Source organism: Olsenella sp. Marseille-QA0557 (assembly GCF_965119725.1).
GTDB classification, from domain to species: domain Bacteria; phylum Actinomycetota; class Coriobacteriia; order Coriobacteriales; family Atopobiaceae; genus Coprovicinus; species Coprovicinus avistercoris.
In genome coordinates this window covers 1,466,573-1,483,264 of the sequence record NZ_CBCPMI010000001.1, presented here as the reverse complement: position 1 = coordinate 1,483,264, position 16,692 = coordinate 1,466,573, and the positions used below count along the sequence as shown (strand labels likewise).

Below are 16,692 nucleotides of genomic sequence, written 5' to 3'. Positions count from 1 at the left end.
ACCTATTCTGCCTCACGCACTTCTGAAGGTTGTGCTGCTGCCATACGAGCACGATCACGCTCAAGAATCGCCTTTAAATAATGACCGGTATAACTTTCGGGGCAGGCTGCAACTTGTTCTGGGGTGCCATAGCAAATGACACTACCGCCACCATCTCCGCCTTCCGGACCCATATCTATAATGCGATCTGCCATTTTAATCACATCGAGATTATGCTCAATGACCAGCACGGTATTGCCAGCGTCAACAAGCTTTTCGAGCACATCAATTAACTGACGAACATCCTCAAAATGAAGACCAGTTGTAGGCTCATCAAGTATGTAGAAGGTACGACCTGTTTGCTGGCGATGAAGCTCTTTAGCCAGCTTTACACGCTGGGCCTCACCACCCGAAAGGGTTGTAGCGGGCTGTCCGAGATGGATATATCCCAGTCCAACATCATAGAGTGTCTGAAGCTTGCGCTTGATACGTGGAATATTGGCAAAGAAAGCGAGCGCTTCGGTTACCGTCATATCCAACACATCTGAAATATTCTTACCGTGATAAGTGACCTCAAGGGTTTCTCGGTTGTAACGACGCCCACCGCATGCCTCACAAGGGACATACACATCCGGTAGGAAATTCATTTCAATCTTGATTTGACCGTCGCCCTTGCATGCCTCACAACGACCACCCGGGACATTGAACGAAAAACGACCCGGAGAATAACCGCGAGCTCGGCTCTCGGGGGTCGAAGCAAAGAGGGCACGCAAATCATCCCACAGCCCAATGTAGGTTGCCGGATTAGAACGAGGCGTACGGCCAATGGGAGACTGATCGATATCGATTACCTTATCGATCACTCGCTCGCCTTCTGCGTTTTCAAGACCTTCGAGACGACGCATGGGCCCAACGAGGCGTTTAGAACGATGAACAGCATTGGTGAGCGCGGGAGCAATAGTATCGGTTACCAGCGAGCTTTTTCCCGATCCAGATACACCTGTTACCACCGTAAACGTGCCAAGCTCCACCTTTACCGTTACATTCTTTAAATTGTTTGCGCGTGCACCAACCACCTTAATAGCGCCACGATGCGGGTTGCGGCGCTTCTCGGGCAGACGCACCATTCGCTCGCCCGTAAGATACTGTCCAGTAAGAGAATCTGAACAAGCCATAATTTGTGCTGGAGTGCCAGCGCATACTACCTTGCCACCCAGCTCTCCAGCTCCCGGACCCATATCAATAACATAGTCCGCAGCACGAATAGTGTCTTCGTCATGCTCAACCACAATGACGGTATTACCCTGATCACGCAGGCGACAAAGCGTCTCGATAAGACGGTCATTATCACGCTGGTGCAAACCAATGGATGGTTCATCAAGGATGTACAACACACCCATGAGACCAGCACCGATTTGGGTTGCCAAACGAATACGCTGCGCCTCACCGCCAGAAAGAGTTGCTGCAGCACGTGAAAGCGTAAGGTAATCGAGACCAACATTTACCATAAACTGCAGGCGCGCGCGTATTTCTTTTACAATGGCCCCGCCTATTGTTTGCTGCCGATCGGTAAGCTTTAACTCCTTAAAGAATGCAAGTGCCTGAGCACACGATAAATCGCAGACCTCTTGGATATTCTTACCGCCAACAGTTACTGCCAAATACTCAGGCTTTAAGCGAGCTCCATGGCAAGTAGGGCAAGGAACCTCCTGGATATAACGCTCGAGCTGTGCTTTTGTAGATTCAGAATTCGTCTCCTGCCAGCGGTCGAACAGAATGGAACGAACACCAGGAAATGTAGTAAGCCAGTGAGTGTCACGGCCATCACGCGTGTGATAATCCACCCGAATCTTCTTGGAACCCAAACCATCGAGCAGCGCACGGCGCGTCTTCGGTTTGAGGTCATGCCAAGGCGTCTCATCGGACTCCCCCATATGACGACAGACAGCCGAAAGGATCTGCGGATAGTAATTGGAATGACCAAAGATTGATCCAAACACACCGCCAGAAACCGAAAGCGCCTCATCAACAATGAGGGATTCCGCTTCAACAACACGACGTGTTCCTAAACCGTCGCAGTCGGGACAGGCACCATAAGGAGCGTTAAATGAAAAGTCACGCGGCTGAAGATCATCGATAGAGTGGCCATGCTCAGGACAAGCGAGTGCCAATGAGTACTGGAGCAACTCGCCTTCAGTACCTTCGGGAGCATCGCGCGGAGGGAGTAGATAAAAGCCGACTTTGCCAGCAGCAAGACGAGTGGCAGTCTCTACAGCTTCAGCGATACGGCCAAGCGATCCTTCGCGAATAACGATACGATCAACCACAACCTCAATGGTGTGCTTGAATTTCTTATCAAGCGTGATAGCCTCATCCAGCTCACGCACTTCCCCATCAACACGCACACGAGAAAAGCCTTCGCGACGCAGATCCTCAAAGAGCTTGGTATATTCGCCTTTACGACCAACCACCACAGGTGCAAGCACAAAGGCACGGCGACCTTCGCCTGCAACCAAAACCTTATCAGCAATCTGATCAGTTGTTTGACGCTCGATCACGCGCCCGCACTCTGGGCAGTGTGGCGTACCAACACGCGCATAGAGCAAGCGGAGGTAGTCATAAATTTCTGTGACAGTACCCACCGTTGAGCGTGGATTTTTGGAAGTTGTCTTTTGGTCGATGGATACCGCTGGGGATAGACCATCAATGGAGTCGAGGTCAGGCTTATCCATTTGCCCCAAAAACTGGCGCGCATAGCTCGAAAGTGACTCCACATAGCGCCGTTGACCTTCGGCATAGATAGTATCGAAAGCCAGACTCGACTTTCCTGAACCAGATAAGCCAGTTATGACAACAAGCTTGTCACGAGGAATATCCACGTCAATATTTTGGAGGTTGTGCTCGCGAGCACCGCGGATGACAATCGCCTCTGAAGCCATACGTGAAATCTACCTTCCCCTTGAACCGATATGCGTAAAGGGCCAAACCTATAGTTTACTGAGCTGTTGAGAAAACGCGTGTAAACTCACAGGCTTTCACGCCGCGCACACAGACTTTATGCACCGCCGTTCTCCACGCCTTCACTCTCAGCAGGGATCCACGTTGTTTTAAACGCTTCTAAAAAGTAGCCCCTCTCATTTGTACGATTTGCACAAATGAAAGGGACAACATTCCAGAAGACTAAATTCAATATATGGGAAGGGGGCCACAAAAGGACCTTAGGCCTCATATGACCAGAGAAGAGCCAGACTATATGGCGAGGCCAGCTTCATAGCCCTCACGTGTTGCTGTAATCGCATTACCAGCCTTAACGGCGCCACCGATAACTTGAACATTGTCACAATACTTACGAGCCACATCCTCAAGAGGATTAAAAGAACGGTATCCAAAACCAGCAACAACCTGCGAGGCCTTAACCTGGCATTCATTTCCGTTCTTGTCTGTATAAATAACACTATCAGCAGTAATTTCCTTCACCGTTGCATTGGTGCGCACGTCAATCTTTGCTTCTGCCATCATGCCAAGCAATACACTTTTAGTAAACGGCATCATGTCGTTTAGAATTTCATCCTGCATCTCGAGAACTGTAACATCGCTGTTAAGGCGGGTAATAAAGTGAGCAGTTTCAGCACCAACTTCACCGCCGCCACACACAACAATTGGCCCATCGGCAATTTCCACATTTCCAAGAAGGATGTCTTCTGCAGTTACAACATTCTTCCCATCCATACCAGGAATTGAAGGCATCAGTGGCTTAGCGCCGGTTGCCACCACAATTGCATCGGGTTTTTCGGCAGCAATGAGGTCTTCAGAAACTGGGCACTGCATCTTAATGGGAACATTGAGCTCTTCAAGACTATCCCGTAACTGACTTACGAATGTTGCAAGTTCGCCCTTTCCCACTGGAAATGCTGCAGAGCGGAACTGCCCACCCAGGTGATCTGTTGCTTCATAAACAGTAACAGCATGACCACGCTTTGCTGCTGTTTCTGCAGCGATAAGACCTGCAGGACCAGCACCAATAACCATTACTTTCTTTGGCTCTTTAACTAACGCAAGGTCATTTTCTATTTCTCGACCGACGCGAGGGTTCACCAGACATGTTACATCGCCATCCTCGAGAATCGGCCATTCGCATCCCTGTAAACAACCAATGCAATAACGAATATTGCAGAACTTACCCGCGCATGCCTTGACTGGCAGATACGGATCAGCCAGAGATCCACGACCCATGCACACAGCATCGCAAACGCCCATTTTAATGAGAATATCTGCCATTTTAGGATCATTGATACGGTTGGAAAGCAACACCGGAATAGACACTACCTGGCGAATGCGATCAGAACGATCCATATTAAGTGCATGCTCAGTAAACATAGGGGCAATAATTTGGTCAACTGCTTTTGACGCATACATACCATTTGAGCAGTTAATGGCCGCAAAGCCAATTTCTTCCAAGTGACAAGCAAGCTCAAGCGTCTCGGCAATAGTTCTGCCACCTGGAACAAGATCATCGCTAGAAATACGCACTTGGATTGGGAAGTTGGGACCAACCTCTTCACGCATCGCCATCATGATTTCATCCACAATGCGTACTCGGTTATCAAAGCAACCGCCATACTCATCAACACGGCGGTTGGCTGAAGGAGAAAGAAACTCAGCCAGAAGATACCCGTGAGCGCAGTGAAGCTCTATGCCGTCAAAGCCCGCCTTCTTTGCTCGTCCAGCCGCAGCACCAAACGCAGCAACAAGCTGATGTATTTCCTCAATGGACATTTCATGCGCCTGAAAACGGCACATAGGATCCTTATCGCTTACAGGTGCATATGGCGTCGTATTATTATTCGCAATAGGCGTAGTCTGGCGGCCAGGATGATACATTTGGCAAAAAATCTTAGATCCCTGAGCATGTACCGCTTCACAAAGACGCCGCGAACCCTCAATTTGTTCGTCATTGTAAAGACCCGGGATTCGGCTATAGCCTTTGCCATTAGGCTCTACACAATAGTCTTCTGTGATAATAAGGCCCCAACCACCACGAGCCTTCTCTTCCATGTATCGAATGTAACGCTCAGTTATTGTGCCATCTGGATTGCAATAGTTGGTAACCATAGCGGGCACTACGAGACGGTTAGGAATCTCACAGTTGCCAATTTTGAATGGCTTAAACAGGTTATCAAGCATAGATATCCCTTTCTTTAATGTCGATTAGCTGCGACTTTGGCGATTGTTGGCCTTTGTTTAACTCTGTCTTCTATGCTTGCCTGAGAGCTGACAAATATGTATGTCGAACCTTCTGAATTTTCATTAATCTCTTTGTGCATTTCGTACAAATCATTTTGAGAGTACAGTTAAATGACAAAAAAACGATGTGGGCAACATCAAAATCAAACATCTCAGTGTGAGGCTCAAAGCACTAGCACAATAACGCAAGAAACGGAGATGTAGTCATGTTTTTTAATCTCAATCTCATTGCGTTTCATCTCAAAATCAAACAGCTGATAAGAGTCAACTGCACTTACACAGAACCTGATATAGAAAATGTTTGTCTCTTACCTGAAGCATCTGAATGGCCATCCATTGCTGGAACGCTTGGAGGCGCTCTCGATAGAACACTTTTTATAGCCACATTTGAAGATATCCAAAAACAAAAGGACTGCCTGCCCATTTATCTTATTTGTATAGGAGGTCAAAACGAAGCCGCAGCATTCATGAAGAAAAAAGAAGTACGTGGACTTGTGTTACCGCAATCCCTTACTACCCTGCAAGTATATGCACAGATAATGTCTCTCTTTCATCGATATAACAGGATTGAAGATCGCTTAATGCAGGCCATGCTCACCAGCAAGGATATTGTCTCTGTACTAAATATTTGCTCTCAATTCTTCAAGAATCCTGTTCTTTTGCTCAATGAAGCACTACGTGTAATTGGATTGTGCGCTTCGTACAAACACGACCCCGAAGAATCGTCTTGGAGAGAAACAGAAACGACGGGATACATCAGTGAAGCACTGCTGAATTCGATGGATAAGGCCGGACTACTACCAGAACTTGAACATAGCAAGCAGGCTATTTTGGTTGATGTTCCAAATTACCCTAAACGCCTCGTTGCTAACATTTTTTCCAACGGACATCGAACAGTCTCACTTTGTGTAGATGAGTGCAATGCCCCACTTACAATGGACTATGCAGGTCTCATTGAGTACATCGCGCAGCTCATAGGCACGTATTTACTTACCAATCGCTCAGCAACAGGACACCAACCTCTTTCATTTGTTGATTGCATTTCTGCGCTCATACAAGGCGTTCATGTCGATAATGCCGAGCTTCGAGGACTCTTACGTATGCATGGGTGGAGCCCTCATGACTGCTACCGTATTGCAATTCTCCAATCATCGCCTTCCGATAGCCTTGGTGGCACAACTCACTTTAATCTCGATTCATGTCTTGCGCTTCTTAACGATACCCTCTCTGTAGAAATCAATAAGAATCGCGTGCTTCTACTTCATGCAAAAGCAGAAGCAGCTGATAATCTCGCTACCTATAGCGATACAAAATTACATGCTATGCAGGACGATAATGCCCTTGAATCATCAATAAACCAAAGCGCGCCGACTCTACCGGAAGCTTTTTGTAAACGCGTTACAACTATTAATGCAATGTGCAGCGTAAGCATGCCGTTTCGCGACCTACACATGCTTCAAGATGAATATAGGCTTGCTCTTGCAGCGCTAAATCTTGCTCAATCTCAACGTGTTTCTACAAAGAAAAATGATGCCGATCACATTATTTGGTATCGGGACTATCTCATGAAACACGTCATCGAACTTTGCAAAGAATCTTTTGATCTCAGATGTCTTTGCGATTCAGGAATAGTCGCACTTCATCAATATGATTCCCAGCATGATACAGAACTCTTAACCAGCCTTATGGTGTACCTCGATTGCAGCTCAAATTTAATTCGTGCTGCCCAAAAACTCTGTATTCATCGAAACTCTCTTGTTTATCGCCTTAATCGCGCTCAAGAAATTGCTGGGTTTGATTTTGAAAGGCCGGGTGAAGTTGAGCGGATCCTTTTTTCCTGTGAGATATTGCAATATTTAGATTCTAAAAATGGCCTCTAGCAGTGGAGAGGTGCTGAGAAAAAAGGAACGCGATTAATTAGCGCTCTTGAGGAGCTGATGGGAAACTCTAAAAGTACTTTTACCTCGTGGTGTTAATAATGTGGCCTTCTAGAAATGGAAGATATTCATTTGTGCATTTCGTACAAATGAATATCTGCATGATTTAGAAGGACCAGAACTTTAGTAGTAGCGAATCCGCTAATCCAAAATCCACCAAACTCAGCAACAAAAAAGCATCGCCGCATAAAGCGACGATGCTTCTAAGAACCGATTTACAGTCCTTGCTCGCACCAACAAAATTGGCACGAACAGAGATCCTGAACCTTACTCGTTCAGAGCAGCGTTCACTGCAACAGCGCAGGCTACAGTAGCACCAACCATGGGGTTGTTACCCATGCCGATGAGACCCATCATGTCAACGTGAGCAGGTACCGAAGAGGAACCAGCAAACTGTGCATCGGAGTGCATACGACCCATGGTGTCGGTCATACCGTAGGAGGCAGGACCAGCAGCCATGTTATCGGGATGCAGCGTACGGCCAGTGCCGCCACCAGAAGCAACAGAGAAGTACTTCTTGCCAGCCTCAAGGCGCTCCTTCTTATAGGTGCCAGCCACAGGATGCTGGAAGCGCGTGGGGTTGGTGGAGTTACCAGTAATGGAGATGTCTACGTTCTCGTGCCACATAATAGCAACGCCCTCGCGGACATCGTCTGCACCATAGCAGTTAACCTCAGCGCGAGGACCATCGGAATAAGGAATGGTCTCCACTACGTTGAGCTCACCGGTGAAGTAATCAAACTGAGTCTTCACATAGGTGAAGCCGTTAATACGAGCGATAATCTGAGCGGCATCCTTGCCAAGACCATTCAGAATAACGCGAAGCGGCTTCTTACGAGCCTTGTTGGCGTTCATAGCGATGCCGATAGCACCCTCAGCGGCAGCGAAGGACTCGTGGCCAGCCAGGAATGCAAAGCACTCGGTATCGTCACCAAGCAGCATAGCGCCAAGGTTACCGTGACCAAGGCCAACCTTACGATCCTCAGCTACAGAGCCGGGGACGCAGAAAGCCTGGAGACCCTCACCAATAATAGAAGCGGCCTCAGAAGCGTTCTTGGCACCCTTCTTGATGGCAAGTGCGCAACCGAGCGTATAAGCCCATTTAGCATTTTCAAATGCAATGGACTGGGTGTCGGCAACGATCTGACGAGGATCAATGCCCTTATCCTGGCAGATCTGAAGTGCCTCCTCGAGGGAGGAGATGCCGTTTTCAGCGAGGCACGCGTTGATCTTATCAATGCGGCGCTCATAGCCCTCAAAAGTAACAGCCATTGGGTTATCCCTCCCTTTCTACTCGTGAACCGGGAACGTGCTGACGACGGTGTGAGTTTCCTCGTCAGTACGCGGATCGATGTACTTAGCAGCGTTGTCCCACTGACCATAGTGGCCCATGGCGCCCTGAATGGCTTCCTCAGGAGTCTTACCAGCCTTGAGAGCGTCGGTGAACTTTCCGAGGTTCATGAACTCAAAGGCGATAATCTCGTTGTTGTCATTGAGGGCAAGGCGGGTGACATAGCCCTGGGTGAGCTCGAGATAACGAGCGCCCTTGGCCTTGGTGCCATATGTCGTACCAACCATGGAACGCAGGCCCTTGCCAAGGTCGTCAAGACCAGTACCAACAGGAAGACCACCCTCGGAGAAAGCAGTCTGGGTACGGCCGTAGACAATCTGCAGGAACAGCTCACGCATAGCAACGTTAATTGCGTCGCAGACAAGGTCGGTGTTAAGAGCCTCGAGAATGGTCTTGCCAGGCAGAATCTCGGCAGCCATAGCTGCAGAGTGAGTCATACCAGAGCAGCCGATTGTCTCGACGAGCGCCTCCTCGATAACACCCTCTTTGACGTTAAGGCTGAGCTTGCAAGCACCCTGCTGGGGAGCGCACCAGCCTACACCGTGCGTGTAACCTGAGATATCCTTAATCTCTTTAGCTTGGACCCACGCGCCCTCCTCCGGAATGGGCGCAGGACCGTGGTATGCGCCCTTAGTGACGGGGCACATGTTCTCCACTTCTGCTGAATACTGCATGGATCTCCTCTCGTTCCTTCCTTGGTAGGTTCGGCTCGATCCAGAGCTCGAACCCTCCTTCCGGACTCCACCCTCTATCATACCGCGAACCAATTGCCGTCGTCTGCTCAAGACCATCATCAATGTAAAACCGCAGTTTGGTAACACTGCAAAATGTGGGTAAAATCGCCTTCAGCATTACAAAGTTTTGCAATTTATCCGCAAAAGCAGAAAGGCAACAGTCAGATGGCATGCGAAGAGCACGAACGTGCAATTCACGTAGGTGAAGACACATCGGTGCCTACCTATGCAGAAAACGACCTATCAAAAGTCCGTCACGTTATTGGCGTAGTTTCCGGCAAGGGCGGCGTAGGAAAATCTATGGTCTGCGGCATTCTTGCCGTAGAACTTGCACGCCGTGGAAACAAAGTTGGCATTTTAGATGCCGATATAACGGGCCCCTCAGTACCTAGAATGTTTGGCATGGCTGGCCAACACGCCACGGGACTGGGGAATCTTTTGCTCCCCAATATTTCACGCCGTGGCATTAAAGTTATGAGCGCCAACCTTGTACTCCCTAACGAAACCGACCCGGTGCTGTGGCGCGGTCCTGTGCTTGCTGGTGCCATCCGTCAATTCTGGAGTGAGACGAGCTGGGGCCCGCTGGATTACCTGTTGGTGGATATGCCTCCAGGAACTGGCGATGTTCCTCTTACGGTCTTCCAGTCGCTTCCGGTTGATGGCATTGTTATTGTTACCTCTCCGCAAGATCTTGTCGGCATGGTTGTTGGAAAAGCCGTCCGCATGGCAGAGCTCATGAATATTCCTGTCATTGGTCTTGTAGAGAATATGAGCTATATCAGCTGCCCACATTGCGGCGAGAAAGTTGAACTATTTGGACAAAGCCATGCTCAGGAAGTTGCCGAAAAATGGGGCCTCAAGGATCTTGGACACCTTCCTATTGATCCTGCTCTGGCACAGGCATGTGACACTGGCACCTTTGAGGATGAAATGCCAGATGGACTGCTTGATACCGCAATAGAGTGCCTGCTTGCACTTCCCGAAAAATCTGATGAAGCCTCTGATGAAAAATCCTCTTCAGAACCAGCTTCTGAGTAAGCAACTCCAATGTAGGCGAGAAAGTGTAGTTCTTTGACCACCAAACGAGATCAAAGGCATAAAAAGCACGGGCGTAACCGCGCCCGTGCAGAGGCATATGAAAAAGCTGTTGCCCTCAACATGCCAGACACAACAGATGTGTGCGTTATCGGTGGTGGCCCTGCTGGTTTGACAGCAGCGCTCTATGCTGCGAAAAAAGGCGCACGCGTCGTTGTATTGGAACGCGCAGATACCTGTGGAAAAACTATTTTAGCTACGGGCAATGGACGTTGTAACTTCGCAAACGAACAACTTCTACCCGAGCGTTATAACAATCCATCCTTTGTCAAACAAATCTTAGACAATGGCCTCGCACAGATATTGGAACTTTTTCAATCATGTGGTATGGCTTGGACCAGCATTGAAGAACGTTTATATCCAATGAGCCTCTCGGCCGCCTCAGTCCGTGATGTTTTGCTCGGAGCAGTAGCTGAGCAACCTGTCATACTTGCATCTTTGAGAGAAGTGCTTGCCATCACAAACATTTCCCAACAGGCGAAATATGAGATTACCTATACAGACCCCCAACCTTGCACCACATCAGCTGTAAACACACGAACGCTTATCGCATCGAGCGTCATTATTGCTTGCGGTGGGGCGCTTACAGGAGCGGCTCATACCTCCGATATTGCACAAGCACTTAACCTCACCTCCACTCCTACACGTCCTGGCCTCTGTGCCCTTACCTGCAGCATGCCTGTTGAACTAAAACAAGCAGATGGAAGGCGAGCTCACTGTTTAGCAACGCTTGTGCGTAACAATCAGCCTCTTGTGCAAGAGTCCGGCGAAGTGCTTTTTCGTTCGTATGGTCTTTCAGGCGTTGTCATATTTGATCTGTCTCGATTTGTTCAATCAGGCGACGAGATTGTTCTTGACTTAGCACCAAGCCTTTCCAAAGCAACTATTCAAACGCTTTGTTCACACACACATGCTCCCGCTCATACCCTTTCGGGCATTGTTGATCCTGTTCTTGCGCAAGCACTCGAATCCTATGCTCACGCAGCTGCATCATCTGACCCAGTCCAACTCATTAAGGAGCTTCGTTTCCGCGTGGAAGGTGCTGCCGACAAAACACATGCTCAGATAACCTGCGGCGGGCTTGCAACAGATTCATTTGATCCCACCACACTCGAAGCATATGCTCTACCTGGATGCTTTGCCTGCGGAGAAGCACTCAATATAGATGGCGCCTGTGGTGGTTTTAATTTGGCATGGGCGTGGCTGAGTGGCATGCGCGCCGGAAACGAAGCCGCTCATTATAGTTCTAACCGTCATTCATAACACGAGAAGAGAGATAATCTGCCGTGCTCAGCGTGACAAACCTTAAAATAGACCCCCGTCATCTTGATGGTTCAGATAAGGGTGAACTTGCTGCCGTAAAGCAAGCATGTGCACATCGTTTGCACCTCAAGACATCAGATATTGTCATCCTTAAGTTTGTGCGGCGTTCAATCGATGCACGTAATCGGCAGCGTATACACCTCCTCTTCTCGGCAAATGTACGACTAAGTGGTGGTGAAGCCGCTGAGATGCGCGTGCTGAAGCGACTTAAAGGCACGCGCGATGAAAAGAATGTAAGACAAGCATCCTCAAAGCCAGAAGCTCATTTTCCTCTGCGACGACCCAACCCTCTAGAAGATCGCGTGGTCGTTGTTGGAGCTGGTTGCGCTGGTATATTCTGCACCCTTGCGCTAGCTCATGCAGGCCTTGAACCTTTGCTCATTGAACGCGGAGATACTGCTGATAGACGCACGCAGGCGGTGAATAATTTTGATGCTACAGGATCGCTCGATCCGGAGAGCAACATTCAGTTTGGCATGGGCGGTGCGGGCACTTTTTCTGACGGCAAGCTTGCCACCGGAACAAAAAGTCCGTGGCATAAGCTGGTATTGGAAACATTTGCCGCACATGGCGCGCGTAAAGATATTCTCTGGGATGCACATCCGCACGTTGGTAGCGATGTTCTTCCTCATGTTGTCGACAGCATCTGCAAAGAGATTGAAGCTGAAGGCGGCACCGTAAAATGCCGTTGCCGCATGACTAACATCTCTGTTGAGCATGGAAAAATCGTTGGCATTACACTCGAAACACACGACCCCGAAACTGGCTTTGTGAAAGAAGAGTTCATCCGTACTCATCATGTAGTTCTTGCCAGTGGACACTCTGCAAGAGATGTATTTACCCTGCTTCACACTATGGGCATCACGCTTGAACGCAAAACATTTGCTATGGGTGTGCGCATTGAGCATTTACAGGCAGATGTCAATCGATCACAGTATGGTGCGTTTGCAGAGCTTCCCGCTCTTGGAGCAGCCCCTTATAAACTTGTGGCACATCTCCCCAACAAGAGAAGTGCCTTCAGCTTTTGCATGTGCCCTGGAGGATATGTTGTAGCAGCTGCGAGCGAACCTGAAGGTGTCGTTACCAACGGCATGAGTCTTTCAGCACGTAATGGTTCCAATGCCAACGCTGGCCTGCTCGCTAACATCTTTCCCCAGGACTTGCCCGGAGACGATCCGCTTGCCGGTATTAAGCTCCAACGACGCTGCGAAAAAATTGCATTTGAACTGGGTGGAGGGCTCTATGCAGCACCTGCCCAGCTCGTAGGCGATTTCCTTCAGGATGTTCCAACTTCTCCGGAAGCAGCAAGTGCCAGCACGGTAAAACCAACCTATCCCCGAGGTGTTACCTGGGGTCGCATAGATGATTGTTTGCCTGAACCAGTACGCGAAACCTTACGAGCTGCGTTACCACACATGGCACGTAAACTTTCGTGTTTCTCAAATCCTGATGCCGTATTGACCGGTGTAGAAAGTCGCTCAAGCTCGCCAGTACGTATCACACGAAGTGACACCTATGAAAGTATTTCCTGTCGAGGCCTTTGGGTGGCAGGCGAAGGAGCTGGCTATGCAGGCGGCATTATGAGCGCTGCAGCTGATGGCTTACGCGTAGCACAGACACTGGTTGATAGCCTGTCTTAAACAATCTCATCATCATCGTTTTCTGCACCCACTACAGTGCGGAATGAGATATTGCGGTTGAGGAAGAACTGGAATACGCCCACAAGCGCCACGGCAATAAGCTTTATGAATACCGGCTCAACCCAGGGGAATGTATGAGTGCCATACCAAATAATACCCTCGGACACAAGCAAGCCTAACGCTCCAATGGAGAAGAACGCAATATAGCGCCTGCCTGCTTTGTCGCGCACTTTAAAGGTATAGCGTCGATTGAAATAAAAACTCATAGATACGCCCACCGCTGTACTAAAGATATTTGTAATAAGCGGATCCGTTTCCAATGCACTTGTAAGAAACCAAAAGATAAGCGTATCGGTGGCCGAACAAACAATACCAAACAGACCATAGCGTAAGAGTTGCCGGAGCATCTCAAAGAGAGATGCCTTTCGCTCTGGATTCATATGTTTGGTTGGTTGCATGCCTGTCCTCCCCGGACCGAGCTATGGCGCTGGAACGCCTCGTGCACGGCGTCCGTTCGGATGAACATCATTTTACCAGCACTTAGAAAAGATGATGCGTTTGTCTCCTAATGCTTTGTTCGACGGCGAGGCGGACGACGAGTTGCATGTGCACTCCCTTTGCGAGCTCCCTGTTTAAGGCGGCGTATTATCTCTTCTTCAGGAGCACCCTCCACCATGCTTTTAAGCTCTACGAGTTGATCACGCGCTGCGGCAGCACGTTCGAAATCCATCTCTTCTGCAGCTGCCCCCATTTCCTCTTCCAGAGATGCAATAAGGCGCATAACTTCTCCTCGAGGAAGCTTTGAGAGCTCTTCTGCCACCTGTTGGGCTGCAGTTTTGGTGGCAGGCGTATAGAATTCTCCGTCTTTACGCGCGCGCTTATCAACAGTATCGCTTGCCTCTTGAATGAAGCTAGAAATATCGCTTATAGCCTTGCGAACCGTTTGAGGTTCAATGCCATGCTCTTCGTTGTAGCGCTCCTGAATGGCACGGCGACGGCGTGTCTCATCTATTGCCTCACGCATAGAATCGGTGATTGCATCGGCATACATAATCACCTCACCTGATACATTACGCGCGGCACGGCCCATGGTTTGAATAAGTGAGCGACGATTGCGCAAAAAGCCTTCTTTATCGGCATCGAGAATAGCGACAAGCGACACCTCGGGTATATCCAAGCCTTCACGCAGCAGATTGATTCCGACAAGTACATCAATTTTTCCTTGGCGGAGATCTCGAATGATGTCAACACGGTCGAGTGTTGCTGTATCGGAGTGCATATAGTTCACGCGGATGCCCTCATCCAACAAGTGATCAGTGAGATCCTCTGCCATACGTTTGGTAAGTGTTGTTACCAGCACTCGCTCCTTTTTTGCAACGCGCTCTTTTATCTCAGCTTCAAGATCGTCAATCTGACCTCGAATAGGACGGACTTCGATTTTGGGATCGAGCAGTCCCGTAGGACGAATAATCTGCTCAACCTGTTGTTGCGTCACACTTTCTTCGTAGTCACCCGGTGTTGCCGACACGTAGATGAACTGCGGTACACGAGCTTCAAACTCATCAAAACGAAGTGGACGGTTATCCAATGCAGAGGGCAAACGAAAACCATGCTCGACCAAGGTTACTTTTCTTGAACGATCGCCTTCATGCATGCCACGAATTTGTGGCACCGTTACATGCGACTCGTCAATGATGCAGAGCATGTCTTTTGGAAAATAATCGATGAGTGTATAGGGCGGCTCACCCGGTTTACGACCATCCAAATGGCGTGAGTAATTCTCAATACCATTGCAGTAGCCCATGTTCTCAAGCATTTCGAGATCATAGGCCGTGCGCTGCTGCAAACGTTGCGCCTCAAGCAAGCGATTATCATCGCGCAGCTCTTTGAGACGGGTTTGTAACTCATCGTTGATAGTCGTAAGCGCGTGATTGATTTTGGGCCGCTCAGTTACATAGTGCGATGCCGGCCAGATGGGAATGGCATCAAACTCACGTACAACCTCACCCGTGGTGTTATCTATCTCGGCAATAAACTCCACTTCATCGCCGAAAATTTCTATCCGGATGGGATTTTCCATGTAGGGAGGAAATACATCCACCGTATCGCCTCGAACACGAAAAGTACCACGTGAAAGATCAAAATCATTACGATCGTACTGAATATCAATCAGGTTGCGGATAAGATCATCTCGTTCAAGAGGGACTTCCTTATCCACATTTGGAGCAAGACCAGCATAGTCCTCAGGGCTTCCAATACCGTAAATACAAGAAACCGAAGCAACTACAATAACGTCACGCCGCGACAAAAGACTTGAGGTTGCCTGGTGACGAAGTTTCTCAACTTCTTCGTTAATTGACGCATCTTTTTCGATATAGGTATCAGACTGAGGTACATAAGCCTCAGGCTGGTAGTAGTCGTAGTAGGAAACAAAGTAGACAACAGCGTTGTCAGGGAAGAGTTCACGCATCTCGCTAGCCACTTGTGCAGCGAGGGTTTTGTTGGGCTCCATAATAAGCGTGGGTCTATTGAGGGCTTCAATAGTCTTTGCCATGGTAAAAGTCTTACCGGAACCTGTTACACCTAGAAGTGTTTGATAGCGCAGGCCGTTCTCTACACCCTGGGCAAGCTTTTCGATAGCTTGAGGTTGATCGCCTGCCGGCTCATAAGGTGAATGCACAACAAGCTTTGCGTCTGATTGGTCGCGTTCCACTCCAAAGCGTTTGAGACTCGCTCCAAAATGATGCCCCTCAACTGTTGGAATAGAGGACATGTGCACTCCCCTCTTACCCTATTCGTGTTGCCCACCATGCATCAATCTGTGCAAAGAGATCTTCAGCACTGCCTTCATTATAAATTGCAGTATCTGCAAGCTGAGCATACCCATCATCTGTGAGCTGACGTTGGCTCCGTGCGTCAAAATCAGCTTCAGTCATACCACGCCCTAAAGCGCGTATACGACGCACCTGTATAGGACAGGTTACTGCCATTACTTCATCTGCAAGAGAAAGCAACGGACCCATGCGGTCAGGCAGCGGCACTTCAACAACGCAACATGGAGGTGTCTTACCCATATTCGCCAGTTCATTGAGCTTGCTAACCAACAACTCACGAATAGCAGGCAGCTCAAGATCCTCAAGCTTGGCAGTGAGCTCAGGTGAACTAAATACACGCGATGCTAAAAGTCCGCGATTCAAGACACCCTGGTCATCGATAAGATCGGCGCCAAATGTATTGGCAATCTCTGTTAGCAAGGGCGCATGTGGAGCAAGTACTTCTCGGGAGAGCTCATCCAAATCAATGCGCGCTGCGCCCAGCGTAACCAAGCGCTGGGCTGCAGTCGACTTACCCGATCCTATACCGCCTATGAGAAAGACAACATACACGGT

11 protein-coding genes are annotated in these 16,692 nt (G+C 49.0%); 4 read left to right on the top strand and 7 right to left on the bottom strand.

Going from position 1 to position 16,692, the window contains the following annotated elements:
• Positions 1-2 precede the first annotated feature (2 nt).
• On the bottom strand, positions 3-2,918 hold the full coding sequence (gene uvrA / locus ACQY6Y_RS06735) for an excinuclease ABC subunit UvrA (RefSeq protein WP_428379542.1): 2,916 nt from the start codon (positions 2,916-2,918) through the stop codon (positions 3-5).
• Between the two features lie 310 nt (positions 2,919-3,228).
• On the bottom strand, positions 3,229-5,163 hold the full coding sequence (locus tag ACQY6Y_RS06730) for an FAD-dependent oxidoreductase (RefSeq protein WP_428379541.1): 1,935 nt from the start codon (positions 5,161-5,163) through the stop codon (positions 3,229-3,231).
• A gap of 266 nt (positions 5,164-5,429) precedes the next feature.
• Between ACQY6Y_RS06730 and ACQY6Y_RS06725 the strand changes: the two genes are divergently transcribed.
• Positions 5,430-7,103 (top strand): PucR family transcriptional regulator, encoded by a 1,674-nt coding sequence (locus ACQY6Y_RS06725; protein WP_428379540.1) that lies wholly within the window; start codon positions 5,430-5,432, stop codon positions 7,101-7,103.
• Positions 7,104-7,427: 324 nt separating this feature from the next.
• Here ACQY6Y_RS06725 and ACQY6Y_RS06720 read toward each other — a convergent pair whose 3' ends face one another.
• Together ACQY6Y_RS06720 and ACQY6Y_RS06715 are read right to left on the bottom strand one after the other, a co-directional pair.
• Positions 7,428-8,432, bottom strand: coding sequence for a GGGtGRT protein (locus ACQY6Y_RS06720; protein ID WP_428379539.1), 1,005 nt, complete (start codon positions 8,430-8,432; stop codon positions 7,428-7,430).
• Between the two features lie 18 nt (positions 8,433-8,450).
• Entirely contained in the window at positions 8,451-9,185 is a 735-nt protein-coding gene (locus tag ACQY6Y_RS06715) for an iron-sulfur cluster assembly scaffold protein (RefSeq protein WP_428379538.1), read from the bottom strand.
• Between the two features lie 225 nt (positions 9,186-9,410).
• Between ACQY6Y_RS06715 and ACQY6Y_RS06710 the strand changes: the two genes are divergently transcribed.
• From ACQY6Y_RS06710 to ACQY6Y_RS06700, 3 genes are read left to right on the top strand one after another with little or no spacing between them, the layout of a single operon-like run.
• The gene (locus tag ACQY6Y_RS06710) at positions 9,411-10,283 is read left to right on the top strand and encodes a P-loop NTPase (protein WP_428379537.1); all 873 of its coding nucleotides are present in this window, start codon (positions 9,411-9,413) and stop codon (positions 10,281-10,283) included.
• Between the two features lie 33 nt (positions 10,284-10,316).
• Positions 10,317-11,603, top strand: coding sequence for an aminoacetone oxidase family FAD-binding enzyme (locus tag ACQY6Y_RS06705; protein WP_428379536.1), 1,287 nt, complete (start codon positions 10,317-10,319; stop codon positions 11,601-11,603).
• 32 nt (positions 11,604-11,635) lie between these two features.
• The gene (locus ACQY6Y_RS06700; RefSeq protein WP_428379535.1) at positions 11,636-13,303 is read left to right on the top strand and encodes an NAD(P)/FAD-dependent oxidoreductase; all 1,668 of its coding nucleotides are present in this window, start codon (positions 11,636-11,638) and stop codon (positions 13,301-13,303) included.
• Here ACQY6Y_RS06700 and ACQY6Y_RS06695 read toward each other — a convergent pair.
• The 3 genes from ACQY6Y_RS06695 to coaE all read right to left on the bottom strand — a co-directional run bounded on the left by ACQY6Y_RS06695 (position 13,300) and on the right by coaE (position 16,689).
• A complete protein-coding gene (locus ACQY6Y_RS06695) occupies positions 13,300-13,761 on the bottom strand; it encodes a GtrA family protein (RefSeq protein WP_428379534.1) in 462 nt (153 codons plus the stop codon). The two genes, ACQY6Y_RS06700 and ACQY6Y_RS06695, sit on opposite strands and share 4 nt — an antisense overlap.
• A gap of 107 nt (positions 13,762-13,868) precedes the next feature.
• On the bottom strand, positions 13,869-16,076 hold the full coding sequence (uvrB, locus tag ACQY6Y_RS06690) for an excinuclease ABC subunit UvrB (RefSeq protein WP_428379533.1): 2,208 nt from the start codon (positions 16,074-16,076) through the stop codon (positions 13,869-13,871).
• Positions 16,077-16,089: 13 nt separating this feature from the next.
• A complete protein-coding gene (gene coaE / locus ACQY6Y_RS06685; protein ID WP_428379532.1) occupies positions 16,090-16,689 on the bottom strand; it encodes a dephospho-CoA kinase in 600 nt (199 codons plus the stop codon).
• Between the last annotated feature and the right edge of the window lie 3 nt (positions 16,690-16,692).

Excerpts from the sequence above, each read along its gene's own strand:
- uvrA (WP_428379542.1), bottom strand. The coding sequence starts at position 2,918 with ATGGCTTCAGAGGCGATTGTCATCCGCGGTGCTCGCGAGCACAACCTC.
- ACQY6Y_RS06730 (WP_428379541.1), bottom strand. The coding sequence starts at position 5,163 with ATGCTTGATAACCTGTTTAAGCCATTCAAAATTGGCAACTGTGAGATT.
- ACQY6Y_RS06725 (WP_428379540.1), top strand. The coding sequence starts at position 5,430 with ATGTTTTTTAATCTCAATCTCATTGCGTTTCATCTCAAAATCAAACAG.
- ACQY6Y_RS06720 (WP_428379539.1), bottom strand. The coding sequence starts at position 8,432 with ATGGCTGTTACTTTTGAGGGCTATGAGCGCCGCATTGATAAGATCAAC.
- ACQY6Y_RS06715 (WP_428379538.1), bottom strand. The coding sequence starts at position 9,185 with ATGCAGTATTCAGCAGAAGTGGAGAACATGTGCCCCGTCACTAAGGGC.
- ACQY6Y_RS06710 (WP_428379537.1), top strand. The coding sequence starts at position 9,411 with ATGGCATGCGAAGAGCACGAACGTGCAATTCACGTAGGTGAAGACACA.
- ACQY6Y_RS06695 (WP_428379534.1), bottom strand. The coding sequence starts at position 13,761 with ATGCAACCAACCAAACATATGAATCCAGAGCGAAAGGCATCTCTCTTT.
- uvrB (WP_428379533.1), bottom strand. The coding sequence starts at position 16,076 with ATGTCCTCTATTCCAACAGTTGAGGGGCATCATTTTGGAGCGAGTCTC.